14 protein-coding genes are annotated in these 24,819 nt (G+C 66.9%); 7 read left to right on the top strand and 7 right to left on the bottom strand.

Going from position 1 to position 24,819, the window contains the following annotated elements:
- Positions 1–38: 38 nt before the first annotated feature.
- The 5 genes from BSY239_RS10610 to BSY239_RS10595 all read right to left on the bottom strand — a co-directional run bounded on the left by BSY239_RS10610 (position 39) and on the right by BSY239_RS10595 (position 14,213).
- Positions 39–10,883: a peroxidase family protein gene (locus BSY239_RS10610; RefSeq protein ID WP_069046820.1), complete on the bottom strand. Its 10,845-nt coding sequence runs from the start codon at positions 10,881–10,883 to the stop codon at positions 39–41.
- A 198-nt stretch (positions 10,884–11,081) separates the two neighbouring features.
- On the bottom strand, positions 11,082–11,240 hold the full coding sequence (locus BSY239_RS22420; protein ID WP_156775457.1) for a hypothetical protein: 159 nt from the start codon (positions 11,238–11,240) through the stop codon (positions 11,082–11,084).
- A 227-nt stretch (positions 11,241–11,467) separates the two neighbouring features.
- Positions 11,468–12,040, bottom strand: a complete 573-nt coding sequence (locus tag BSY239_RS10605) for a hypothetical protein (RefSeq protein WP_156775456.1) — start codon at positions 12,038–12,040, stop codon at positions 11,468–11,470.
- 51 nt (positions 12,041–12,091) lie between these two features.
- Entirely contained in the window at positions 12,092–13,342 is a 1,251-nt protein-coding gene (locus BSY239_RS10600; RefSeq protein ID WP_069046818.1) for a class I SAM-dependent methyltransferase, read from the bottom strand.
- 13 nt (positions 13,343–13,355) lie between these two features.
- A complete protein-coding gene (locus BSY239_RS10595; protein ID WP_069046817.1) occupies positions 13,356–14,213 on the bottom strand; it encodes a Crp/Fnr family transcriptional regulator in 858 nt (285 codons plus the stop codon).
- 258 nt (positions 14,214–14,471) lie between these two features.
- On the opposite strand from BSY239_RS10595, the gene BSY239_RS10590 reads away from it, so the two are divergent.
- The 4 genes from BSY239_RS10590 to BSY239_RS10575 are packed head-to-tail and all read left to right on the top strand — an operon-like array spanning position 14,472 to position 20,885.
- The gene (locus BSY239_RS10590) at positions 14,472–16,028 is read left to right on the top strand and encodes a PAS domain-containing sensor histidine kinase (RefSeq protein WP_172823095.1); all 1,557 of its coding nucleotides are present in this window, start codon (positions 14,472–14,474) and stop codon (positions 16,026–16,028) included.
- A gap of 26 nt (positions 16,029–16,054) precedes the next feature.
- Positions 16,055–17,197 (top strand): sensor histidine kinase, encoded by a 1,143-nt coding sequence (locus BSY239_RS10585; protein WP_069046815.1) that lies wholly within the window; start codon positions 16,055–16,057, stop codon positions 17,195–17,197.
- Positions 17,194–17,880, top strand: a complete 687-nt coding sequence (locus BSY239_RS10580; protein WP_069046814.1) for a response regulator — start codon at positions 17,194–17,196, stop codon at positions 17,878–17,880. The genes BSY239_RS10585 and BSY239_RS10580 overlap by 4 nt, the downstream gene beginning before the upstream one ends.
- Positions 17,881–17,930: 50 nt before the next feature.
- A complete protein-coding gene (locus BSY239_RS10575) occupies positions 17,931–20,885 on the top strand; it encodes a chemotaxis protein CheB (RefSeq protein ID WP_083239918.1) in 2,955 nt (984 codons plus the stop codon).
- Here the strand turns inward: BSY239_RS10575 and BSY239_RS10570 are convergent.
- Positions 20,851–21,606: a phosphoribosyltransferase gene (locus BSY239_RS10570; protein ID WP_236944175.1), complete on the bottom strand. Its 756-nt coding sequence runs from the start codon at positions 21,604–21,606 to the stop codon at positions 20,851–20,853. The two genes, BSY239_RS10575 and BSY239_RS10570, sit on opposite strands and share 35 nt — an antisense overlap.
- A complete protein-coding gene (locus BSY239_RS10565) occupies positions 21,603–22,256 on the bottom strand; it encodes a dienelactone hydrolase family protein (RefSeq protein WP_069046813.1) in 654 nt (217 codons plus the stop codon). Before BSY239_RS10565 ends, BSY239_RS10570 begins: the two co-directional genes overlap by 4 nt.
- A gap of 300 nt (positions 22,257–22,556) precedes the next feature.
- On the opposite strand from BSY239_RS10565, the gene BSY239_RS10560 reads away from it, so the two are divergent.
- The 3 genes from BSY239_RS10560 to BSY239_RS10550 are packed head-to-tail and all read left to right on the top strand — an operon-like array spanning position 22,557 to position 24,817.
- On the top strand, positions 22,557–23,351 hold the full coding sequence (locus BSY239_RS10560; RefSeq protein WP_069046812.1) for a transporter substrate-binding domain-containing protein: 795 nt from the start codon (positions 22,557–22,559) through the stop codon (positions 23,349–23,351).
- A 31-nt stretch (positions 23,352–23,382) separates the two neighbouring features.
- A complete protein-coding gene (locus BSY239_RS10555) occupies positions 23,383–24,054 on the top strand; it encodes an amino acid ABC transporter permease (RefSeq protein ID WP_069046811.1) in 672 nt (223 codons plus the stop codon).
- Between the two features lie 28 nt (positions 24,055–24,082).
- Entirely contained in the window at positions 24,083–24,817 is a 735-nt protein-coding gene (locus BSY239_RS10550) for an amino acid ABC transporter ATP-binding protein (protein WP_069046810.1), read from the top strand.
- Positions 24,818–24,819 lie beyond the last annotated feature (2 nt).

The raw sequence follows: 24,819 nt of genomic DNA, 5'->3' as shown, positions 1-24,819 counted from the left end.
AGGTGGACGGTCTCGATGCTGCCGGGTGGTGTGGCTGCTCAGGCCGCGAGCAGGAAGTCCGCCTGCGTGATGGTGTTCACGCCGACGCCGTTCACGCCCGTGAGCAGGATGGAGCTCAGATCCCCAAACTCGATCAGCGTGTCGTTGCCCAGGTCGGTGATGGTCACCGAGGTGGCGAAGTTGCCCGCGTTGATGCCGAGTCCCGAGATGTCGAGCCGGTCCTGGTTGTTGAGCCCGTCCGGGCTGGCGTCGAAGCCGATGATCGTGTCGTTGCCGATGCCCGGCGCGAACTCGAAGATGTCGTTGCCCGCGCCGCCGTTCATGCTGTCGTCGCCCAGGCCGCCGATGACCACGTCGTTCCCGGCACCGGTGTCGATGGTGTCGTTGCCGTCCTGGCCATCGACGCGGTTTGCGCCGGCCGCAAACGTGATGATGTCGTTGCCCTGGCTGCCGATGAGGTTCTCGATGGTGTTGAGCGTGTCCACCCCGATCTCCGCGCTGGTGGCCGACGCGGCGGTGACGGTCGCACCCGCCGCGGTGGCGGACAGGTCCAGGGTGTCGGTGCCAGTGCCACCGGTGTAGCTGTCGTTGCCGTCACCCACCTGCGCCACGAAGCTGTCGTTGCCGTTGCCGCCGTTGGCCGTGTCGTTGCCCAGGCCGCCGGTGATGACGTCGTTGCCGGCCTCCCCGTTGAGGGTGTCGTTGCCGGCACCGCCATTGAGCATGTCCGCACCGTTGCCGGCGTTGATCAGATCGTTGCCGTCTCCCCCGTCGAGGGTGTTGTTGCCCACGCTGCCGGTCAGCGTGTCGCCGGCCGAGCTGCCCACCACGTGCTCGATGGTGGCCACGGTGTCGTTGCCGATCTGGGCGCTGCTGGCCAGGCCGGTGGCGAGGTTGACGGTGGCCGCTGCGCTCGTGCCCGAGAGGTCGTAGGTGTCGTCGGTGCCACCGGCGCCCACGTAGGCGTCGTTGCCGTCGCCCACGATCGCGAAGAAGGTGTCGTTGCCGACGCCGCCGTTGATTGCGTCCGCGCCGGCGCCACCGGTGATCGCGTCGTTGCCCGCGCCGCCGACCAGCGCATTCGCGCCCGCACTGCCCAGCAGCGTGTCGTTGCCGGCGCCGCCGGTCACGTTCTCGATGTTGGCGATCGATACGAAGCCGGTAGCGGAGCCGGTGGCCAGGTCGACCGCGACGGCGGTGGTCGTCGCTCCATAGCTCAGGGTGTCGAGCCCGCCTTCCAGATCGGCCGTGAACGATTCGACGTTGACCGCCTCGCTGCCCGCAAAGGCCGCGATCGCCGTGCCGGCCAGCACCACCGTCAGCGTCTGGGCGCCAGCGCCGGGACCACCGAGGATGTTCACCCGGTCGTTGCTGCCCGCACCACCGTCGATCGCGTCCGCCCCGTGGCCGATGGTGTAAACGAAGGTGTCGTCCCCGTCGTCGCCGTTGAGCGTGTCGTTGCCGAGACCGCCGGTGATGGTGTCGTCGCCCAGGCCGCCGTGCACCGTGTCCGTTCCCGCCCCGGCGTTGAGCAGGTCGTCGCCGCCCTGGCCGTCGATCACGTTGTTGCCACCATCGAGGGTGATGCTGTCGTTGCCCTGGCTGCCGACCACGTTTTCGATGGTGTTCAGGGTGTCGGCGCCGGTCTCGGCGCTGCTCGACGACGCGGCGGTGACCGTGGCCCCCGCTGCTGTGGCGGACAGGTCGTAGGTGTCGATGCCCACGCCACCGATGTAGGCGTCGTTGCCGTCGCCCACCGTGGCGATGAAACGGTCATCGCCGGCTGCGCCGTTCACGTTGTCGCCGTCCGCGCCGCCGGTCATGGTGTCCGCTTCCGTGCCGCCGTTGAGTGCGTCGGCGCCTGCACCGCCCAGCACCGTGTCGTTGCCGGAGCCGCCGTTGACCGAGTCTGCTCCGTCACCGCCGTCCAGCAGGTCGTCCTCGGCGTTGCCGTTGAGCGTGTCCGCCCCGCCGCCGCCAAAGATCATGTCCTGGCCGGCGTTGCCGTTGAGGATCTGCCCCGCATCGTTGGGCGCGATGAAGTCGCCCACCACGATGGTCGGTGCCGAGATCACGCTTTCCGGGTGGCCCTGCAGGTCGGTGAAGCTCACCACCACGCGCAGCTGGCGGTTGACCTGATCCTGGCCCGGCGTGAAGCTGGCGTCGGTGGCCCCCGCGATGTCGGTGAACACGGCGCCGCCGCCCAACGCACTTTGCTGCCACTGGAAGCTGAAGCCGTCAACGGCAGGCAAGCCGTCCAGATCGGTGATCTGGTTGATCGCCTGCAGCGTCTGCGTTTCGGTGGGCGTCACGTCCGAGACCAGCACCTGCCCGGCGGCCAGGTTGTTGTTGCTCTCCACCGGCGCGGTCGCGGCCGAGTAGACGTTCTCCAGCACGTCGTTGGCGTCCTTGTAGATGGCGTGCACCCGCAAGGCGAGGCCGACCTCGAAGCCGCTGGGCGTGAAGGTGGGTCCGGTCGCGCGCGCCACCTCACCGCCTGCGTTCGGGATCAGGATGTCCTCGAAGATGCCGGGACGCACCTCCGCCTGCCAGACGTAGGTGACGGGTCCGGTGATCGCGCCGGTCGGGTTGGTCGGGCTGATGTTGTCGGCGTCCGTGATGCCCAGCGCCGAGACGCTCAGCACCTGGTCTTCGGTCGGTGTGGTGTCGTCGATGGTGAGGAAGCCATCCGGGTCCGCGTTCAGGCCACCCAGCACCAGGGCCTGGTCGGAGAACTGCAAACGCTCGATGTTCATCACCACGTCGCTGCCGTCCGAGCCGGGCGCACCGTCCACCACGTGGCTCACCACGAGCTGCCCCGCGTCGTTGGTGAAGATGTCGTAGTTGGCCAGCACATCGGAGAACACGGCGGTGTCGAAGTCGGCATCGGGTGCGGTGGTGATCTCGCGCACGATCCGGATGTCGCCCGGATTGAGTTCACCCGAGAACACGCGTGCCTGCAGCTCGGTCATGCTGTTGGCACGCACCGTGCCCACGCCACCGACCCCGGGGGCTTCCAGTTGCACGTTGAGCCACGCGTCGCCGTCCAGAACGTCGTCTCCGCCACGCCCTTCGAGAATGTCGCTGCCGCCGCCACCCAGGATGACGTTGCCGGCAAACGAGGTCACCGGGCCACCCAGCGCGGTGTCGAGGAAGCCTTGCAGACCGTCGATCAGTGCCATGTTGGTCAGCACGCTGCCGGTGGCACCGGACAGCGCCATGGCGGCAGCGTCATTGTTGTCACCGCGCAGCAGGTCGCCGAACGCCGAGCCCGACATGCCTTCGATCGATGTGAAGCGTGCGAGCACGGTGGCGTTGGACAGGGGCACCGGGGTTTCGTCGAAGGCGCGCAGCAGCAGGTCGGCGTTGACGCCGAACTGGTCGTCCTTGAAGCTGGCCCAGTCGAAGCCGGAGCCGCCTTCGTAGCGATCGACCTGGCCACCGTTGCCCACCATGATGTCGTCGCCGCCTTCACCGTCCATGCGGTCGGAGATGGTGTTGCCGATGAAGACGTCGTGACCCACCGTCTCGTCGCGCGAGAACGCGTCGAAGTTCTCACCGGCGCTGCCGTCGGCCATGCCGAACTCGATCCAGTCGTCGCCTTCGTTGCCGAACACGAACTCGTTGCCGCGCGCGCCCAGGATGAAGTCGTTGCCCGGACCACCGAAGGCCTCGGACGGGTCTTCGCCCGTGACGATGAAGTCACTGCCGAAGCCACCGAGGATCAGGTTGGCACCGTTGCCGCCGTGGATGGCGTCGTTGCCGTCGCCGCCCTGCATGTTGTCGTCGCCACCCCGGTCCGTCATGATGTCGTCGCCGGCGCCACCGAGCACGAAGTCGTTGCCGTCGCCACCTTCGAGCCGGTCGCGTCCGCCGTCGCCGTAGAGCGTGTCATCGCCCAGGCTGGCAATCAAGGTGTCGTTGCCCTCGGTGCCGCCCAGCACCACGTGCTCGTCGCCAATGTAATGGAGGTAATTCGGGTCGGGGATTTCCGTGCCGGGGTTGTTGCGGATCACGTCGCCGACCGGGTCATCGCGTCCCTCCGGTCCCAGTCCAGTGAACTGCTTGGTTTCGTCCACCTCGAGGATCAGACCGGGAGCCGAGAAGACGTCGCCGGGCAGGTGGGTCGCGTCGGTGTTGGCCATGACCATGCGGGCGAAGGAGTTGTTCTCCAGCTCGGTGAGGAAGTTCAGGCCCTGGGTGCGCTCCAGGTAGTAGAACCGGTCGCCGTCCTGCAGCTTCTCCATCTGTTCTTCGAAGACGAAGTTGAAGGTCGAACCCAGCAAGCCGCCGAAGGGCATCTGCTTCTCGGCCAGGCCACCGATCCAGAGGTCGATGGCGTCCACCCCGGTGATGGTGACCCCGCCGGGCCCGGCGGCGTAGTCGCCGGTGCTGTTGAGGAAGGCCATGCGGTCGGCGTTGAAGGCGGTGGCCTCGGCCCCGGTCAGGGTCGGGTCGCCGAACACGAGGTTCATGGCCGCTGCGCGCTTGGCCTCCAGCGACGTTGCGTTCAGGATGGTCGTGTGCGTGCCGTAGGCGGCGATGAAGTTGATCACCGAGGCCTCGTGTTTGAGGTTGTGGGTGAGATCGATCCAACTGGTGTAGGGCTTGAGCTGGCTGTCGCCGGTCACGTTGTAGAAGTCGCGGCGCGCCGCGTTCAAGGTCGGCACGCCGGTGTCACGGCCCCGCATGATGTTGATGGCCGCGAGGTCCAGCGGCAGGCCCAGCAGGTTGTTGCGCAGGGCTTCGGTCACGAACTCGTCGATCTCGTTGCCCTGCTGCCGCGTCAGGCCGCGAACCAGCGCACCGGCCGCTTCGTCCGCGGTCGGGCCGCTGGCGGCGAATTCGAGCGGGTTCAGGAAGGCCGCGACCAGCCCGAGTTGCTGTTGTGGGTCCGCCGAGTTGGGGTCGCCGATCACGTTGAAGCTGGGATCAAAGCGGTCCACCGTCTCGGTCAGCATCGAGTGGCCGAAGCGGTACACCGTGTGGGCGAACTCGGCGACGATGGACGGATCGATCTCGGTGTCGTAGACCTGCGTGGCGGCAAAGAAGATGTCCACCTGGGGCTGCACCTTGCGCGCAAATTCCTCGAACACCAGGTGCTGGTATTGCATCTCGGTGCCGAAGCGGGCGGCCTGGAACAGGCGCTCGCCGTTCCACGAACCGTCGGGCAGCTGCCAGTGGGCGATGAAGGCCGGGTCGCCCGAGGCCAGGATCACGGCCTTCGTGTGTTCCACCAGCCGGTTGTGCTCGGCGTGGAACACGTGGTGCACGGCGGTCAGCGCGATGTTTTCGTTGACCCGTCCGTCGCCCGCCATGTAGTGCGCGTCCAGCAGTTCGTCGTCGTAGGTCCCCGCCGCGGGTGTGCCACCAATGACCGAGTCGGCATCGGCGGTCAGCGGAGCGCCGGTCTGTCCGTTGACCGGGTGGGCGTTGTGAGCGATGTCGTCCAGGAAGGCATGGCCGGTGCGCACGGCAGCACTCGCATCCACCGGCGCGCCAGGTGAACCCGAGGCCAGGCCATTCCCGTCGGGGTCCAGCGGCCCGCCGATCTGGTCGGCCCTCAACACAAGTTGCGGGAAGCCGGTGATCGGGTCGGGGATGAACTTGCCGTAGGCGTCGGTGGCCAGCAGCGGCAGGTTGAGCACGTCCAGATCGTCGAGCTCGATGCCGAGCATGTCGCGGGCCTGCGCCTTGACGATGGCCCAGGTGGACATGCCGCCGAGGTCGACGTCGTTGCCGTTGCCGAAGACGCCGTCCACCAGGTCGCGGTTGGTGATGAGGCGGCCGGTGGAGACAGGGTCGCCAGCGGCGTTGAACGTGTACTCGCGCAGGAAGACCTGGTGCGAGGGGTGCGAGGTGTAGGTCTGGTTCTGGTCAACAAAGGGCGTGGTGCCGTTGTTGGCCTCGTGCGTGGTGTCGTCCAGGCTCTCGTCCACGTCCAGCGTGAGCGGATCGTCGCCGAGCACGCCGTCGGCGCCCGGGCCGTTGAACTGGGTGGTGCGCGTGAGCACCAGGAAGTTGGGTGCGCCGGGTGTCGGGTTGTACAGCGGGTCGTCGGGCTCCAGTGGCACGAAGATGGTGCCGTTGCCGCCCTTGCTCACCAGGTCCAGACCGTGGTCAAAGAACTGACCGAAGAAGGTCATGAACGGGTTGAACGGGGCCGACAGGCCTTCGTCGGGCGCGGTGTTCGGGATGAAGAACACCTCCTTGTCGTCGGCGGTGCCGAAGATGCCGTCCAGGCCGGGACTCATGACGGTCTCGGCACCCAGGCCGGCCGCCGCCGGGTTGTTGGCGGTCTGGTCAACGATCAGGTTCGAGATGATCCGCGGGTCGGCATCCACCACGTTGGAGTTGCTGCCGTAGTCGGTGTTGGTGAGCAGGCCGCCGGGGCCGAGGTTGATCTGGTCACCGTCCTGGTCGTTCAGGAAGACCGGGTCGACCAGCCGGGGGAAGAGCGTGTCCGCCGCACCGAAATCGGTCTGGCCCTGCACCAGGTTGTTGTAGCTGCCGTCGACCGTGCGCAGGCCGAAGGCCACGCGCGAGTTGGGCAGGATGTCGGACAGGGCCTCGCCGCCCGCGTGCCGCTCAGAGATGACGATCTGGTCGAGGATGAACTGGAGGTCGGAGCGGATGAAGCGCACACCTTCGCTGGCCACCAGTCCCTCGGCTGGCAGCGGAGCCGGAGGCGTCACGACGACGCTGCCGGTGACCGGCGCGGTGGGCGCCGAGAACACGTTCTCCAGCACGCCGTTGTCGTCCTGGTACACCGCCCGCACGCGCAGTGCCAGCCCGCTGAGCTCCGGCGTCACCCGGAAGGACGTGCCGTCGGCGGTGGCGGGCTGGTTGCCGCCCACGTCGACGATGTCGCGGAAGACGCCGGGCGCTCGAACCGGGTCCGACTCAACCTGCCAGACGTAGGCCACCGGACGCCCGGCCAGTGTTCCACCGGCAATGTCGGCATCGGCGATGCCGGCGGCCGACACCGTCAACAACTGGTTGACGGAGGGCGTGTCGTCGCTCACGGTGAGTGAGCCCACGGGTTCGCTGTTGAGCCCGGGCACCAGCACGACCGATTCGTCGGAGAACTGCAGCCGCTCAATGTTGCGCAGCGTGTCGGTGCCATCGCTGCCGTCGTTCGTCCCGACGTTGTCCGTGACGGTGGTGGTGCCGTCGAGGGACGTGGTGACGGTGTAGTTGGCACGCGGCCCGGAGAACACGGCCGTGTCGAAGTCCGGGCCGTCGGCCATGTTGACTTCACGCACGATGCTCAGCTGGCTCGGGTTGATCTGGCCGGAGAGCATGTAGGGCATGAGGTCTTTCATGCTGTCCACCGTGTCGGGCAGGCCGGGCGCCGGGTTGCTGATGGCGATGCGCACGTTGAGCCAGGCGTCGCCGTCGATGATTTCGTTGCCGCCGCGCCCTTCGATGATGTCGCTGCCGTCACCGCCGAGGATGATGTTGCCGCCGCCAAACGTGGTCATGCCCTCGGGCAGGATGGCCTGCAGTCCGTTGATCAGGGCGATGTTGGTGAGCACGCTGCCGTAGGCGCCGGCCTGCAGGATCTCAGTGGCGTCGGCGTCGTCGCCGCGCAGCACGTCGGCAAATCCCGAGCCCGAGAGGCCCTCGGTGAACGCGAAGCGGTCCATGATGCCGGCGGCCGAGGGTGCCACGGGCGGCTCGATCAGGTCGTTGACGATCATGTTGGCCGTCACGCCGTATTTGTCGAACTTGTAGCTGGCCCAATCAAAGCCGGAGCCGCCGTCGAAGTGGTCCTCGCCGTCGGAGCCGACGAAGATGTCGTCGCCGCCCTCGCCGATGAGTTCGTCGAAGCCGCCGCCGGAGATCAAGACGTCGTGGCCGATGATGTTGTCCCGCCCGAGCGGGTCGGAGCTGTCACCGGTGGTGCCGTCCTGGGTGCCGAGTTCGATCCAGTCGTGGCCTTCGTTGCCCAGGGTGGGCAGGTTGCCCTTGCTGCCCAGGACGAAGTCGTTGCCCTGGCCGGCGAAGACCTCCGACACATCCTCGCCCGTGATGACGAAGTCGCTGCCGCTGCCCGCGATGATCAGGTTGAAGCCGTTGCCGCCGTGGATCACGTCGTTGCCCTCGTTGCCCTTGAGCACGTCGTCGCCGCCACGGTCGGTGATGATGTCGTCGCCCGCGCCACCCTCGACGTTGTCGTTGCCGTCGCCACCTTCGAGCCGGTCGTTGCCGCCGTCGCCCCACAGGGTGTCGTCACCGATGCTGGCGATCAGCGTGTCGTTGCCGGCGGTCCCGCCGAGTACGACGTGGTCGCCTCCGGTGTACTGGAGGTAGTTCGCATCGGCACCCGGCGTGCCGGGGTTGTCGCGGATCACCAGCGGAATGAGGGAGGAGCCGTCGCCCACGGGATCGTCGTTGAGGTCGGCACCCAGTCCGGTGAACTGGTTGGCCTGGTTGATCTCCAGGATGAAGCCCGGGGCCGAGAAGATGTCGGCGGGCAGGTGGGTGTTGTCGGTGTTGAGCATCACCAGCTTGGCGAACGAGTTGTTCTCCATCTCGGTGAGGAAGTTCATGCCCGCCAGGCGCGAGAGATAGTAGAAGCGGTCGCCGTTCTGCAGGGCCTCCATCTGGGTCTCGAAGACGAAGTTGAAGGTCGAGCCCAGCATGCCGCCGAACGGCATGGTCTTCTCGGCCAGGCCGCCGATCCACAGGTCGATGGCATCGACGCCGGTGATGGTCACCCCGTTCGCGTCGCTCGCATAGGCGCCGGTGCTGTTGAGGAATGCGAGACGATCCTCTTCATCGGCGATGAACGTCCGCTCCTCGGGCGTGCCTTCGTTGATGACCGCCTCGCCGCCAAACACCAGTGCGGCAGCCACCGCGCGCTTCTCTGCCAGCGTGTCGACATCGGCCGCGCTGAGCGCCACATGCACGCCATAGGCGGCGATGAAGTTGAGCACGGAGGCTTCGTGCTTGAGGTTCTGGGTCAGGTCGACCCAGCTCGTATAGGGCTTGAGTTGCGGGTCGGCGGTGGTCTGGTAGAACTCGCGCCGCGCGGCGTTGAGCGTGGGAACGCCGGTGTCGCGTCCGCGCGCGAGGTTGATCGCCGCCAGATCCAGTGGCAGGCCCAGCAGGCTGTTGCGCAGGGCATCGGTCACGAATTCGTCGATCGCATTGCCCACCTGCCGCGTCATGCCGCGCACGATGGCACCGGCTGCCTCTTCGGGGCTCAGGGCGCCGTCTTCGTTGAACTCCAGCGGGTTGAGGAAAGCGTTGAGCAGCGAGATGTCGTTCGGTACGAAGTCTGGCGAGAGCCGGTCCACCGATTCGGTCAACATCGAGTGACCGACGCGGAAGACTGCGTGCGCGAACTCGGCAACGATGGCCGGGTTGATCGTGGTGTCGTAGTTGGTCTCCGGCAGGAAGGCGTCGATGGCCGGCTGCATCTTGCGGGCGAACTCCTCGAACACCAGGTGCTGGTATTGCATTTCGGTCGCGAAGCGGGCAGCCTGGAAAATGCGTTCGCCGTTCCAGGAGCCGTCGGGCAACTGCCACGAGGCGATGAACGCCGCGTCGCCAGTGGCCAGCACGGTGGCCTTGATCTCCTCGGATTGGCGGTTGTGCTCGGAATGGAAGACGTGGTGCACGGCAGTCAGCGCGATGTTCTCGTTGCCACGCCCGTCGCCGGTGATGAAGTGCCGGTCGAGCAACTCGTTGTCGTAGGTGCCGGCGGGTTGTGAACCGGGGTCGTTGATGACCCCGTCGGCATCGGCCACGAGGCCGGGGTTGGGGGCGGCGTTGTGCGCGATGTCGTTCAGAAAAGCGTGGCCGGTGCGCACGCCGACGCTGGCGTCGATGGGCGCGCCTGGCGTGCCCGAGGCTAGCCCGTTGCCGTCCGGATCCAGAGGCCCGCCGACCTGATCGGGCCGCAGCACGATCTGCGCGAAGCCGGTGACCGGGTCGGGAATGAACTTGCCATAGACGTCGGTGGCCAGAAGCGGCAGGTCGAGCACGTCGGTGTCGTCGAGCGCGATGCCGAGCATCGCCTGTGCCTGCGCCTTGACCTCGGCCCAGTTGGCCAGGCCCCCGTCAGCGCCGTCGAGCAGGCTGCCGGTGCTCACCGGCCGGCCGCTCGCATCCACTGCGTACTCGCGCAGAAAGACCTGGTGAGACGCGTGCGAGGTGTAGGTCTGGTTCTGGTCGACGAAAGGCGTCGTCTGGTTGGTCTGGTCGCCGTTGGCGTCCCGCGTGGCACGCGAGACGACCATGAAGTTGGTCGGGCTGCCCTCGACGTACAGCGGGTCGTCGGGCTGCAGCGGAATGAAGATGTTCTCCACGCTGCTCTTGTTGACCAGGTCCAGGCCGTGGTCGAAGAACTGGCCGAAGAAGGTGAACCACGAGTTGAACGGCGCCGAGAGACCTTCGTCGGGCGCCACGTTCGGAATGGTCAACAGCGTGCCGGGAGGAATCACGTTGCCATCCAGGTCCAGCAGGGCGCCGTCGCTGTCGCGGATGCTTCCCAGACCGGCCTCCACAAATGCTGTGACCGCAGCCGGGTTGTTGCTGGACATGTCGGCAATCAGATTGCTGATGATGCGCGGGTCGGCGTCTGCCACGTTGCCGCTCGTACCGTAGTCCGTGTTGGTGACCGGTCCGAACGTGTCCCCATCAGCATCGTCCGGATACACCGCGTCGACCATCTGCGGGAAGGGCTGGTCCGCGGCGCCGTAGTCGGTTTGTCCGGGCATCAGGTTGTTGTAAGTGCCATCAACCGTGCGCAGTCCGAAGGGCGCGAAGGTGTTCGGCAACAGACTCGTCAGGTCGGCGCCGGCAACGTGCGCCTCGGAAATCAGGATCTGCTGGAGGATGAATTCAAGATCGGACCGTATCAAGCTGGCCATGGTGTTCCCCTCAAATGACGTCAAACAATCTGCCCGGGATGCGACCCATGGAGGCGTTGCCTCCTGGCGTCGGGCCAAGGCAAGCGAGCGGCTGGCGGGCGCCAGCCAGAAAACCTGTCGGGAGAAAAGGAGAGATGCACAGCGCGACCCTGAGGTCTTCTCGGTGAGAAGACGCGGGTCAAGCCGGGGGCTGTGATCTCAGAGGGGTGCCCGTCGTCGCACGCGCGCGCGGGTGAAGGCGGCCGTCTTGCGAACGCCGCGCAGAGGGGGGTGGATGGTGGTCGGCAACTCGCGCGGCATGTCGGCACAGGTCGATTGCGCCAGGTGCGACATGGGCTTCAGATTCGGGCCTTGCATATGCTCCTCCGTCGTTCTTCTCAACGCGAAATGAACATCGGCGCGCCGTGGGGTCGTTGGCTCCGGGGAGCTCGGCTGATCGGTGGTCGACTCTCTGGCAGTGTTGTCACCAGGTCGACAAATGTATGGGAAACGTAAAAAGGGTGCAAGTCATTTCTTAAAAAAGCTTAACTTTGTAAGAAAGATATGAAAAATAAAAAACGCACAGACGTCCGCCCCACTGGGCATCAGGAATCTGACCCGGGCTCTTGCGTGCGCGCCAGCAGGACAACAGCGACGACGCCGGCCAGCACCGCAACCAGGGTGACCGCTTCCCATGCGAACCGGGCGCCGAAGTCGGAAGGCGGGCCCTGGCTGGACGCCCCGGAACGCTGGCGTGCTGCCTGCGAAAACGGGTTGAAGATCGCCGAGCCGAGCTCGGATTTTTCCTCTGTATGGGGGGCCTCATTCGAGGAGGGATGGGCCTGGGCCGTGGAATCATGGTCCGGGTGTTCTTCTTCGGCCAGGAGGTTCGCGGGGACTTCCGCCGTGATGACTTCGATGACCGACACCGGGGCAGCCAGAGAGTCGGCGTGCGATGGAGAGACCGCACAAAGCACAGTCGCCACCCACAGCATAGAAGTCAGGATAATGAGACCATCCATGATTCGCATGACTGACCAAGTTGTAGATTCTGATAGCGAAAGTGAAGGGTAGTCCAGCCCAGGCAAAAAACCTAAGTTTTCTGGATCGCTTGACGGGGCGGGTGCCCAGATTCGGCGGGTGAGGAAGATCGGTTTCGGTGTGGCTTTCGTCAGCACGCCTCCTTGGGTGGTTCAGCGGTTTTCATGGTGTTGGTCTGCTCGGATGCCTCACGCGGGCTCTGCCGCGTAGATGTGGCGCCGGTTGAAGGGGTAGTCCGACTGCGCTCCCCGCAGCGGCGTGTTGTTCACCACGCCGGTGGGACGCGAGGCCAGCAACTGGTGGATCGAGATCCAGCCACGTTCGAACGCCACGGCACAGCCGGCGAGGTACAGCCGGTACGCGCGCACCGTGGCCTCGCTGGTGATTTCGCGTGCGCGCTCCAGCTGGCTTTCCAGCGCGTCTGACCAGGCCCACAAGGTGCGGGCGTAGTGCGGTCGCAGGTTCTCGGCATCCAGAAGCTCCAGGCCGCATGCACTCAGGCTGCGCGCCACGCGCGACACGTGCACCAGTTCGCCGCCGGGGAAGATGTGTTTGCCGATGAAGTCGCCCAGGCCGGCGCCGAGCTGGGGGTTGTCGACGCCGCCAGCGGTGATGCCGTGGTTGAGCAGCAGGCCACCAGGTTTGAGCAGGCGTTGCAGCCGGCCGAAGTAGTTGTCGAGCTGGGCGCTGCCCACGTGCTCGAACATGCCGACCGAGGCGATGCGGTCAAAACGCGCCAGGGGCGGCAAATCGCGGTAGTCGAGCAGGCGCATGGTGACCCGGTCGCGCAGGCCTTTCTCGTCGATGAGGCGGTTCACGTGGGCGTGCTGGTGGCGCGAGAGCGTGATGCCCATGGCGTGCACGCCGTGGTGCTCGGCGGCCCACAGCAGCAGCCCGCCCCAACCCGCGCCGATGTCCAGCAGCAACTGGCCGGGCTCCAGCTGAAGCTTGCGGCAGATGTGTTCGAGCTTGGCCTCCTGCGCTTGCGCCAGCGTCATGTCGTTGTGCTCGTAGTAGGCGCACGAGTACACGCGCAGCGGGTCCAGCCAGAGCGCGAAGAAGTCGTCGCTCAGGTCGTAGTGAAAGCGCACCTGCTCGGCGTCCTTGTGCGGGCGGTGCAACCAGCGCGAGCGCAGGTGTTGCAGCAGCTGGGCGCCCAGGTGGGCATGTCCCTGGCCCACCGGATCGCCGGCCAGTTCGGCGGCGATCTCCACCGCTTCGCGCAGGTTGCCTTCGATCTCCAGGTCGCCGCGCACGTAAGCGTCGGCCAGGGTGCCGATCTGGCCGCTGACCAGCCACTTGAGTTGCTGGGAGTCGTTCACTTTGAGCCGCACCGGTGCGTCGGCGGCGCCCGCGCGGCCACCGGGCCACTGCAGCGCCAGCGGGCGCGAGAGTTGGCCGATGCGCGACTCGATCAGGGAGGGCAGGGTGAGTTGCATGGTGTCGATCCGTTCAAGCGGGCAGGGCTTGCAGGCGGGCGGACTTGCCGGCGCCACCGCGCTGGTGCAGGGAGCGGCGCGCAGACGCTGCCCCCAGGTCGTCCATGGCTCGGCGGGTGCTGCGCGAGTAGGCCTGGAGACCCGCCATGTCCAGGATTTCCACGTCGCGGTCGTTGACATGGATGAGGCGGGCCATGGCCAGCGCGGTGAAGGAGCGGCTCACGGTTTCGTGCGCCACGCCGAGCATGCTGGCGATGTCGCGCCGGCCCATGCGCAGGTGGAAGCGCCGCGGCGACTGGCCGCTGGCGGCCATCTGGTTCGAGAGCTGCAACAGGAAGCGTGCGAGCCGGACCTCCGAGGCCACGGCCGCCATCACGTCCACCAGTTCCCGCGTGCGGGTGAGCGCCTGGCTGCCAGCCCGCCGCAGTTCCTGCTCCAAGGCCGGCGCCGCCCGGCTCAGGGCAGGCAGATCGGCCTTGGGGACCACATACACGGTGGCGTCTTCCAGCGCGGTGGCGGCGGTGGGGTGGAAGTCCATGCACAGCGCGTCGAAGGCCAGCACCTCCCGGCGTCCGGCAAAGGCCAGCATCTGTTCGTAGCCATCTTCGTCGGTGCGGAAGATCTTGAACGTGCCGCTGCACACAAAGTACAGCGCATCGCTGGGCGCCCCCATGTGGAACAGGGGGTCGCCAGCGGGCACCCGGCGCAGGCAGAGCACCATGCGGCTGGCGGCAAGTGCCGTCTCCGGCGTGTTCATGGTGTCGTTGCCCAGCATGCGCAACAGGTCGGCCAGGCTGCTGCGTCCGGGTGTTGAGCCGCGGCTGATGGGGGTTGGTGCGTTGCATGCCGGGGTGTGGTTGGGTGGGTTCAAAACAGTCTCCTCGTGCGTTCTTCCGGGTCGAGCGCAAGAATGCGCCGGTGCTGGCGGCGGCACCATCGGATTCCTCCGCGACCTGTGCTCGGATTGCTGCGCTGCGCGATGGGCGCGATTCCCACCCGCGACTCGGACAATTCCTACCCCATGGATGGGCGGTTTGATGTGGATCAAGTCCGGCTGCCGCGCGGGGCTGTTCGTTCCGGCCAAACCTTCCTAAGATGCCCCCAGAGGTATCCCGCGAGCACCAATTCCGTGACTTCATCCGCGCCCCATGCCAAGACCCTTCGCCCTTCCGTTTCCCCGGAAGCGCTGGCGGAGCCCCGACTGGCCCACGCCGCGCTCGAAGGCGTGATCACGGTGGACCAGCAGCAGCGCATCGTCATGATCAACCCCGCCGGCCTCAGCATGTTCGGCCTGACCCGCGAGCAGGCGCTGGGCATGGATCTCGCTCGCCTCATTCCGCAGCGCCTGCGCGAGGCGCACGCGGACCATGTGCGGCAGTTTGGCGCTTCCGGTGAGACAGAGCGCGCGATGGGCCAACGCGGTCGGGTGATGGGCGTTCGCGCCAGCGGTGAAGAATTCCCGCTGGAGGCGGCCATCTTCAAGAGCGAGGTGGCCCAGCCATCGGGCAACCAGACCTACTACACCGCGCTGCTGCGCGATCTCAGTGAGTTGAGCCGCATGAGCTCGGTGATCGAGCAGCTCAACCAGCGCCTGCGCGCCCTCTTCGAGCGTGCCCCGGTGGCGATCTGGATCACCGAGCGGGACCGGGTGGTGTTCGCCAACCAGGCCTGCGCGCAGCTGATCGGTTTGCCGGACCCGGCGCACCTGATCGGTCGTTCGATCTTCGAGGTGCTCTCGCCGCCGTCGCACGAGCAGGTGCGCAGCAAGCTGCGGGACATCGAGCGGGACGAAGGCGTGTCGATGGTGGTGGGATCCATCCAGCACGCCGACGGTTCGGTGCGCGATGTCGAGTTGGTGGTGGCGGTGCTGCCCGACCACGAACGCAGTTTTGTGCAGATGGTCATCAACGACATCACCCAGCGCTCGCGTGAAAAGAAAGACCTGCTGCGCTCGCGCCGTACCCTGCGCGAACTCTCGGCCAGCCTGGTGGAGGCGCGCGAAGAGGAGCGCAGGCGCATCGCCCGCGAGCTGCACGACGAACTGGGCCAGCGGCTCACCGCGCTCAAGCTGGAAATGATTGCCTGCCAGCGCGACCACCCGGACCTGGCTGTGGGCGAGCGCGCGCAGCTCATGCTGGACATGCTGGACGAGACCGTGGCCTCGGCGCGGCGCATCGCCATGGACCTGCGCCCGCTGATGCTGGACGACCTCGGCCTGCCCGAGGCCATCGACTGGTTGGTGCAGGAGTTCAAGCGCCGCACTGGCATCGAGGTCGACACCCGGCTGGGCGAGGGGCTGCGCGAACTGCCGCCCCCCCTGGCCACCACGCTCTACCGCATCGTGCAGGAGGCCTTGACCAACATCACGCGCCATGCGAGGGCCACCCGCGTGTCGATCGGGCTGCAGGGCCGCGACCACGAACTGCTGCTCACCATTCAGGACAATGGAGTAGGCTTTGCCCGCGGCTTTCGTTCGCACGGCCAGGGCTCCTTCGGCCTACTGGGCATCCGGGAGCGGGTTCTGATGCTGGGCGGACGCCTGTCGGTGGGCAATGTGCCCGAGGGCGGCGCCCGGCTGGTGGTGCATGTGCCTCTGGCACAGCCACCGGCCCCGGCGGAGGATGATTTCGACAAGGACGCGGGCGAGCCGTTGTTCGACGATTCCACGCGAGGCCATCTGGATTGAGGCTGTTGTTCAAAGGAGAAGAATCCATGAGTGAGTCAACCAACTCATCCACCACCAGTCGTGAGTCGCTGGAACACGAACTGCATGTGCACCAGGTCGAACTGGTGCAGCAGAACGAGGAGCTGCAGCGCACCCAGTCCGACCTGGCCGCCGCGCACGACCGCTACCGCGACCTGTACGACTTTGCGCCGGTGGGCTACTGCACGCTGGACGCTCAGGGCTGCATCACCAAAATCAACCTCACCGGCGCCGGCCTGTTGGGCCAGCCGCGCGCTGCGTTGCTGGGCAAGCCGCTGGCGCGTTTTGTGAGTTCGAACGAAGCCGATCGCTGGCACCTCTACCTGCGCTGGGCCCTGGCGCGCGAAACGCCGCAGCGCATCGACCTGACGATGAACTTTGCCGACGGTACCCTGCACTGGTTCGCCGCCATCAACAGCGTTCGGGTGTTGGCGGACGATGGAGCGCCCACCTTGCGGGTGTCCATCACCGATGTCACCGACCGCATGCGTTCCGAGGTGGAAAGGCGCATTGCCGCGATCGACGCCGACGCCCGCGAATCGGAGCGCCGGCGCATGGCGCTGGAGCTGCACGAAGACCTGGGCCAGCGCCTGAGTGCGATCAAGATCCGCGTCGCGAACCTGCCCGAAAGCAGCGAGGTGGCCAACGAGATCGACCAGGCGCTCGCGCTGGTGCGGCGCATCACCTTCGACCTGCGCCCGCCCATGCTGAACGATCTGGGGCTGCATGCCGCCCTCGACTGGCTGGCCAAGGACACAGCGCGCCGGCTGAACCTGAAACTGTCCCTGCGCATGGACAACGACCTGCCGCCGCTGGGCCGCGCAGTGTCGCTGGCGCTTTACCGCTTTTTCCAGGAATCGCTCTCGTACCTGCTGCACGAGACCAAGGCCTCGGAACTCGTCATCGATGTGCAGCGCCCGCTGGGGCAGTTCATCCTCAACCTGCGCGCGCGGGGCGGCGAGATGAAGGCGCCGTGGCATCTGGACGTGCGCTCGGAGCCTTCCCTGATCCTCGAACACCGGGCCCGCCTGGCGGGTGGGCGGCTGGAGTTCGACGCCACGCCCGATCCCTCGGGCTGGATCGGCCTGCGGCTGACGCAGAACCTGGACCTGAAGGAAACCCCGGTCGACCGGGCGGGACGACCGACATGACCGAGGCCCCTGAGCAGACCCATCTGCGCCTGCTGCTGGTGGACGACCACACCGTGGTGCGCGAGGGGCTCAAGCGCCTGCTCGACCCGCAGGGCAACCAGTGGACCATCACCGAAGCGGGCACCGGGTTCCAGGCGCTGGAATGTCTACGCCGCGAGCCGTTTGATCTGGTCATTGCCGACCTGTCGCTGCCCGGCATGAGCGGGCTCGATCTCGTGCACCGCATCAAGGAAGGTTTTCCCGACGTGGCCGTGCTCGTGCTCACCATGCACAGCGAGGAGCAGTACGCGTTGCGCGCCTTCCAGGCCGGCGCCAGGGGTTATGTGACCAAGGACAGCGCCAGCGACGAACTGGTGTCTGCCGTGCGCAAGGTGGCTTCGGGCGGGGTGTTCGTCACCTCGGTGCTGGCCGAGCGCGTGGTGCAGCAGCTCAACGGGCGGCGCACCGCGAGCGATCTCGGTGCCCTGTCCAACCGCGAGCTCGAGATCATGCAGCGCATCGTGGCGGGCGAGCGCCTGGTCGACATTGCCGAGGCCTTGCACCTGTCCATCAAGACGGTGAGCACTCACAAGACGCGCATCCTGGAAAAGCTCCAGCTCGACAGCACGGCCGCGCTGATCCGCTTTGGTCTGGAGCACCAGATCGGCAACGCCGAACTCGGGACCGCACCCGAGCGGGGTTGAGCCAGCGGCCGGCATGCCCGGGTGACAATACCGGGCATCGAGGAGCGGACATGGTCACGAAAAAAAAGCAGCAAACGCCACCCGGCGGCAATGGGGGTGTGCACACCCCGGCGAATGCAGAGGCGGTGGACGCGGGATGTCCGGTGGTGGCATTGGGCGCGTCGGCCGGCGGGCTGGAGGCGTTCGAACAATTCCTGCGTGCCATGCCCGGAGACAGCGGCATGGGCTTTGTGCTGGTGCAGCACCTCGATCCCACGCACCCCAGCATCCTGGCCGAGATCCTGCAGCGCAGCACCGCCATGCCTGTGGTGGAGGCGGCCGACGGCATGGCCGTGTTGCCCAACCGCGTGCACGTGATCCCGCCCAACCGCGACATGGTGATCACACACGGCGTGCTGGGACTGAGCTTGCCGAGCGAGCCGCGCGGGCGCCACCTGCCCATCGACAGCTTCTTCCGTGCGCTGGCCGCCGACCGCGCCGAAGCGGCGGTGGGCATCATCCTCTCGGGCACCGGCACCGACGGCACGTTGGGCATCCGAGCCATTCACGGAGCGGGCGGTCTGGGTCTGGTGCAGGAGCCGTCCACCGCGCGTTTTGACGGCATGCCCTCCAGCGCGCTCAGGTCGGGTTTTGCGACGCAGGCGCTGGCGGTGGAGGCCATGCCTGCCTTGCTGCAGGCGCATGCGCGGCGCCTGGGCTCGCGCCCCGTGGTTGCCGACGGCGACGAAGCCTCGCGCCGGCTCACGGGCGTGCTCATGCAGCTGCGCCTGGGCACCGGGCACGACTTCTCGCAGTACAAAAAGAGCACGCTGGGCCGGCGCATCGAGCGGCGCATGATGCAGCAGGGCATCGACGACATGGCCACCTACGAGCGGTTTCTCAAGGAACACCCACCCGAGGTGCAGGCCTTGTTTCGCGAGCTGCTGATCAACGTGACCAGCTTCTTCCGCGACACGGCCGTGTTCGACATGCTCAAGCGCGACGTCTTGCCCGCGCTGCTGGCCCACCGCCCCGAGAACGAAGCCCTGCGCGTGTGGGTGGCCGGTTGTGCCACGGGGGAAGAGGCCTACTCGGTGGCCATGCTGCTGCGCGAGCTGGCAGACGAGCACAAGCGCGACTGGCCGGTGCTGATCTACGGCACCGACATCGACGCCGATGCGGTCACCGTGGCCCGCGCCGGCCTGTATCCGCCCAACATCGCCCAGGACGTGACGCCCGAGCGGCTGCGCCGTTTCTTCGTCAAGGAAGAGAGTGGTTACCGCGTGCGCAAGGAGATCCGCGAGATGGTGGTGTTCGCGGTGCAGAGCGTGATCAAGGACCCGCCGTTCACCCGCCTGGACCTGCTGACCTGCCGCAACCTGCTGATCTACCTGGAGCCCGAACTGCAGGAGCGGCTGGTGCCCATCTTTCACTACGCGCTGCGTCCCGGCGGCGTGTTGTGCCTCTCGCCCTCCGAGAGCATCGGCAGCCACGGTGAACTGTTTGAGGCCCTGGACCGCCGGCTCAACATCTACCGCGCCCGGCCCACCGTGGCATCCCGGCGCGCGGTGATCAGCAGCCGTTTGTCATGGACCACGGACGGGCAGGGCGCTGTGGTGCCGGCGGCGGTGGTCAAACCGCGCGAAACCGCTGCGGCCGACCTGGCGCGGCGCACGCTGCTGCAGACCTTTGCCCCGGCCTCGGTGTTGACCGACTTGCAGGGCGACATCCTGTTCGTGCACGGTGAGACCGGGCACTACCTGCGCCTGGCGCCAGGCCAGCCCACGCACAACGTGGTGGACATGGCCATCGAAGGTCTGCAGATGGAGGTGCGCGAGGCCCTGCAGAAAGCAGCTGCCGGTGGCCTGACCAATTTCAGCCACGACGTGGCGCTCAAGCTGGGTGGAGATGTGCGCACCGTGACCCTGAGCGTGCGCGCGCTCGCCGGCCATGCGCCCAGCCGCAACCTGCTGCTCTTCAGTTTCCAGGAGCAGGAGCACCCGTCCACACGCGGCCCGGCGCGCCGGCGCAAGGCCGGTGCCAGCTCCGAAGCGCAGCGGGTGCAGGAGCTTGAGCATGAGCTCATGCTCAGCAAACAGACACTGGGCGCCATGGTGGAGGAGCAGCAGATTTCGAACGAGGAGCTGCAGTCCACCAACGAGGAGTTGCAGTCCACCAACGAGGAGCTGCAGTCCACCAACGAAGAGCTGGAAACCTCGAAGGAAGAACTGCAGTCGGTCAACGAGGAACTGGTCACGGTGAACTCGGAGCTGCAGACCAAGGTGGAGCAGCTCACCGGCATGCAGGACGACATGAAGAACCTGCTGGACAACATCAGCGTGGGTTCGATCTTTCTCGACCGCCGCTTGCTGATCCGCCGCTTCACGCGCGATGCCACGGCGGTCTACCGCCTCATGCCGTCCGACGTGGGTCGCCCGTTGTCGGACATCCGCTGCGAACTGCAGGACGTGGACCTGCTCACCGACGCGCAGGCCGTGCTGGACACGCTCACGCCCGTGGAACGCGAGGTGCGCACCGCCAGCAACACCTGGTACCTGGCGCGCATCAAACCCTACCGCACCACGGACAACGTCATTGACGGCGTGGTGCTGACCTTCAACGATGTGACCGAGCGCGTGCTGGCCCTGGCCATGCGTCAGGCGCGCGACCTAGCCGAAGCGGTGGTGGACACCGCCTACGAGCCGCTGGTGGTGCTGGACCGGCAGCTCCAGGTGCTCACCGCCAACCGCGCCTTTCTCCACCTGTTCGGCGGGCAGGCCGCCGACACGCTGGGCCGCGCCTTCTACGACATTGGCCAGCGGCAGTGGGACTTTGCCGCCATGCACGAACTGCTCGACGGCCCCGCTCCTGGCGAGGGCCCGGGCGAAGACCGCCTTGTGAGCCACGACTTTGCCGGCATCGGCCTGCAGCACCTGCGCGTGCGCACGCGCCGCGTGGCCGGCCGCAGCGGTGTCGCCGAGCTGGTTCTGGTCAGCTTTGCCGCCGAGCCTGCACCACCGGCCTGAACGGGGTCAGCGCGGCGCAGACCTCGTCGTCGCTCAGCTGGTGGAAGTCGAGGTAGTGCAGGCCGATGGCGCGAAATGGCCGTGGCTCCTGCAGGCAGATCACCTCGTCGACTTCGTCGCTCAGCTCGGCGATGGTGGCATGGGGCCCCACCGGCACCGCCACGATCAGGCGGGCCGGTTGGCGTCGGCGCAGCGCCCGGAGCGCGGCCTTCATCGTGGTGCCGGTGGCGATGCCGTCGTCAACCACGATCACCGTGGCGCCCGCCACCGGCTGCGGTGGTCGGCCCCCCATGTACACGCCACGGCGGCGCTCGATCTCGCTCAGTGCAACGGGCAGGTTGGCCTCGATCCAGGCCTCGTCCACTCCGGGCAGGTTGGAGATTTCCTCGTTGCGCACCACATCGGGTGGCGTGCCTTCAACCACCGCCGCCACGGCCAGCTCCGGCTCGAAGGGGGCGCCGATCTTGCGCACCAGCAGCAGGTCCAGCGGGGCGTTCAGCGCGCGCGCGACCTCGGCGGCCACCGGCACACCGCCACGCGGCAGGGCCAGCACCACCAGCGGTCCCGTCGGACCCATGGCGCGCAGCGCGTCGGCCAGTTCGCGCCCGGCCTGTGTGCGGTTTTCAAAGGGCGCGCGGGGCATGGTCGCGCCCGGGTAGAGCAAGGCACAGCCGCGTGAGCGCAGCGGCAGGTCGCTGTCGGTCCACCACAAGGCATTCATGCGTGTCTCCCGGCACACAGGTGCTGCTCGAACCAGCTCGTGGCAAACACCGCCACGCTGCCCAGCGCGCCGGGCTCCTCGAACAGATGGCTCGCGTGGGGCACCACCTCCAGCCGCTTGTGCGCATGCAGCTGGCGCAGAGCCATGCGGTTGAGTGCCAGCACCTCGGTGTCCAGCCCGCCCACGATCAGCAGCGTGGGCGCCTGCACCCGCGGCAGGGTGGCCAGGGCCAGGTCCGGGCGACCGCCGCGGCTGACCACCGCTGCCACTCGGTCGGGCCGCGCGGCGGCCGCCACCAGCGCGGCGGCCGCGCCCGTGCTCGCGCCGAACAAGCCGAGGCGCAACTGCGCCAGGTCGGGGTGGTGATCGGCCCAGTGGATGGCTTCGACCACGCGCTGCCCCAGCAGTGCGATGTTGAACACCAGTCGGGGGTCCTGCGCTTCCTCTTCGGTGAGCAGGTCGAACAGCAAGGTGGCGAGGTGGTGCTTCTGGAACGCGCTGGCCATCCATCGGTTGCGTGGACTGCGTCGCCCGCTGCCGCTGCCGTGCACGAACATCACCACACCCAGCGCCTGGGGCGGGATCACCAGATCACCCGGCAGGGCAAGGCTGCCGAGCTGCACGGGTTCGGTCATGAGCAGGGTCGACATGCAGGTGCCTTGTTCCGGACAACGCGTGAGTGGGTGGGTGGGGCCATTGTTGGTGAGGGTGGTCCCGGCACATTGAGCATGCGCAACGCGAGGCGATTCGTGCGCACCCCATTCGAGTGCGCAAGAGGGCACAAATACGGGCATGGCGCACCACAATGGAACAAACATTTCATTCCAAAGAATATTGATTTGTTCATTCCATTTTGATATCGTGCAACAGCCGCACAACGCGCACCGACCACCGTGGGTGCACAGGCCCGGCGACCCAGCCCACCTCTTCACAACCCGGAGTACCTCACCATGAAACTGAAATCACTGGCCGCAAGGCTTGCGTTCACCTTCGCCGCGGCCACTGCCGCCGCCACCCCCGCCTGGGCGGCCGACTGGGTGGTCGGTGCCAACATCGGCAACGTGCCGTGGGAGTTCCAGGACGCTTCGGGCAAGTTCGTCGGCTTCGAGATCGATCTCGTCAACGAGGTGGCCAAGCGCGCCGGCAAGACCGTGCAGATCGAGAACATCCCGTTCAACGGCCTGTTCCCCGCTGTGCAGTCCAACCGCATCCAGATCGCCATCTCCTCCATCACCATCACGCCCAAGCGCCTGGAGTCGCTGGCCTTTGCCCAGCCCTACTACGACAGCGACCAGTCGCTCGCCGTGCTGAAAACCGCCTCCATCAACAAGCTTGAAGACCTGGGCGGCAAGACCGTGGGTGTGGACACCGCGTCCACCGGCGACATCTATGCCACCGAGAACACCGCCAAGCTCAAGATCGCCAAGATCAGCCGCTACGAAGGCCTGGCCCCCGCCATGCTCGACCTGGCCGCCGGCCGCATCGATGGCTACATCAGCGACATCCCGGCCGTGGAGTACTACATCAAGGACAAGCCGCAATACCGCATCGCATCGCGCATTCCCACGGCCGAGCGCTATTCGTTCATGTTCTCCAAGACCTTTGCCGATGCCGGCAAGATCAACGACATCCTGACCACGCTCAAGAAGGAGGGCTTCATTTCGGCCACCCACAAGAAGTGGTTCGGCACGACCCCGCCCGACACCTCGTCCACCGTCAAGGTGATGCCCGTTCCCAAGCTCTGATCCCTGCTGCCGAGACCAACGCCCCGACCCCATGGACCTGACCGCCACCTTCTTCAACTGGCCCGTTTTCAAAGGGGCTTTCCCGCTGCTGCTGGAGGGCCTGGGGGTCACCGTGTTGCTGGGGCTGGTCAGCATCGTGTCGGGGCTGGTGTCGGGCCTGCTCATGGCGCTGTTGCGCCTGTACGGCCCGCTTCCGCTGCGCATGCTGGCGCGCGTCTACATCGACGTGTTCCGCTCCATCCCGCTGCTGGTGCTGCTGGTCCTGGTGTACTACGCACTCCCCTTCGTGGGGGTGCGCTTCACGTCCTTCACGGCGGCGGCGCTCGCGCTGTCCATGGTGTCGTGCGCCTACACGGCCGAGATCTTTCGCGCCGGCATCGAAGCCATTCCCAAGGGCCAGTTCGAGGCGGCCGACGCCATTGGCCTCAGCTTCTTCAGCAGCATGCGCGATGTGATCCTGCCGCAGGCGTTCCGCATCGTCGTGCCGCCGCTCACCAGCAACTGCATCAACGTGCTCAAGGACACCGCGCTGGCCTCGGTGGTGGCCATGCCCGACCTGCTCAAGCAGGCCACGCAGGCCCAGGCGCTCGCCGCGAACCCCACACCGCTCATTGGCGCGGCCGTGCTCTACCTCATCCTGCTGCTGCCGCTGGTGCGGCTGGTCGGCTACTTCGAAACCCGGCACCGCGCCAGCCTGCGCTGATGCCTCGCTCCTCTCAAGACACCCACCCATGGCCGCACTGATCCAGATCCGGGGCTTGCGCAAGTCCTATGGCAACTTCGAAGCCCTCAAGGGCATCGACCTCGACATCGAGCTCGGCGAAGTGGTCGTGGTCATCGGGCCCTCGGGCTCGGGCAAGTCCACCCTCATCCGCTGCCTCAATTTGCTGGAGGACTACCAGCACGGCGACGTGACGGTGGACGGCGAAAAGGTCGTGCGCGGCAAAGGCCTTGCCAAGGTGCGCGCCGAGGTCGGCATGGTGTTCCAGAGCTTCAACCTGTTTCCCCACCTCACGGCCCTGGCCAATGTGGCGCTGGGCCCGCTGCGCGTGCGCGGCCTGCTCAAGCGCGATGCCGAAGAGCGCGCCCGCGGCCTGCTGGCCAAGGTGGGCCTGGCCGAACACGCGCACAAGTTTCCCGGCCAGCTCTCGGGCGGCCAGCAGCAGCGCGTGGCCATTGCGCGTGCGCTGGCCATGGAGCCCAAGGTGCTGCTGTTCGACGAACCCACTTCCGCGCTCGACCCCGAAATGGTGGGCGAGGTGCTCGACGTGATGCAGGACCTGGCGCGCACCGGCGTGACCATGGTGGTGGTCACGCACGAGATGGGCTTTGCCCGCCGCGTGGCCGACCGCGTGATCTTCATGGAGGCCGGCGCCGTGGTGGAGCAGGCCGCGCCCGACGTGTTTTTCGACGCGCCGCGCGAACCCCGCACCCAGGCCTTCCTGCAGGCCATCCTTTCACACTGACA

Origin of the sequence: Hydrogenophaga sp. RAC07 (genome assembly GCF_001713375.1) — a bacterium.
Taxonomy (GTDB): Bacteria; Pseudomonadota; Gammaproteobacteria; order Burkholderiales; family Burkholderiaceae_C; genus Hydrogenophaga.
Note: the sequence above shows the minus strand (reverse complement) of the source record. Positions and strands in the feature narration are given on the sequence as shown.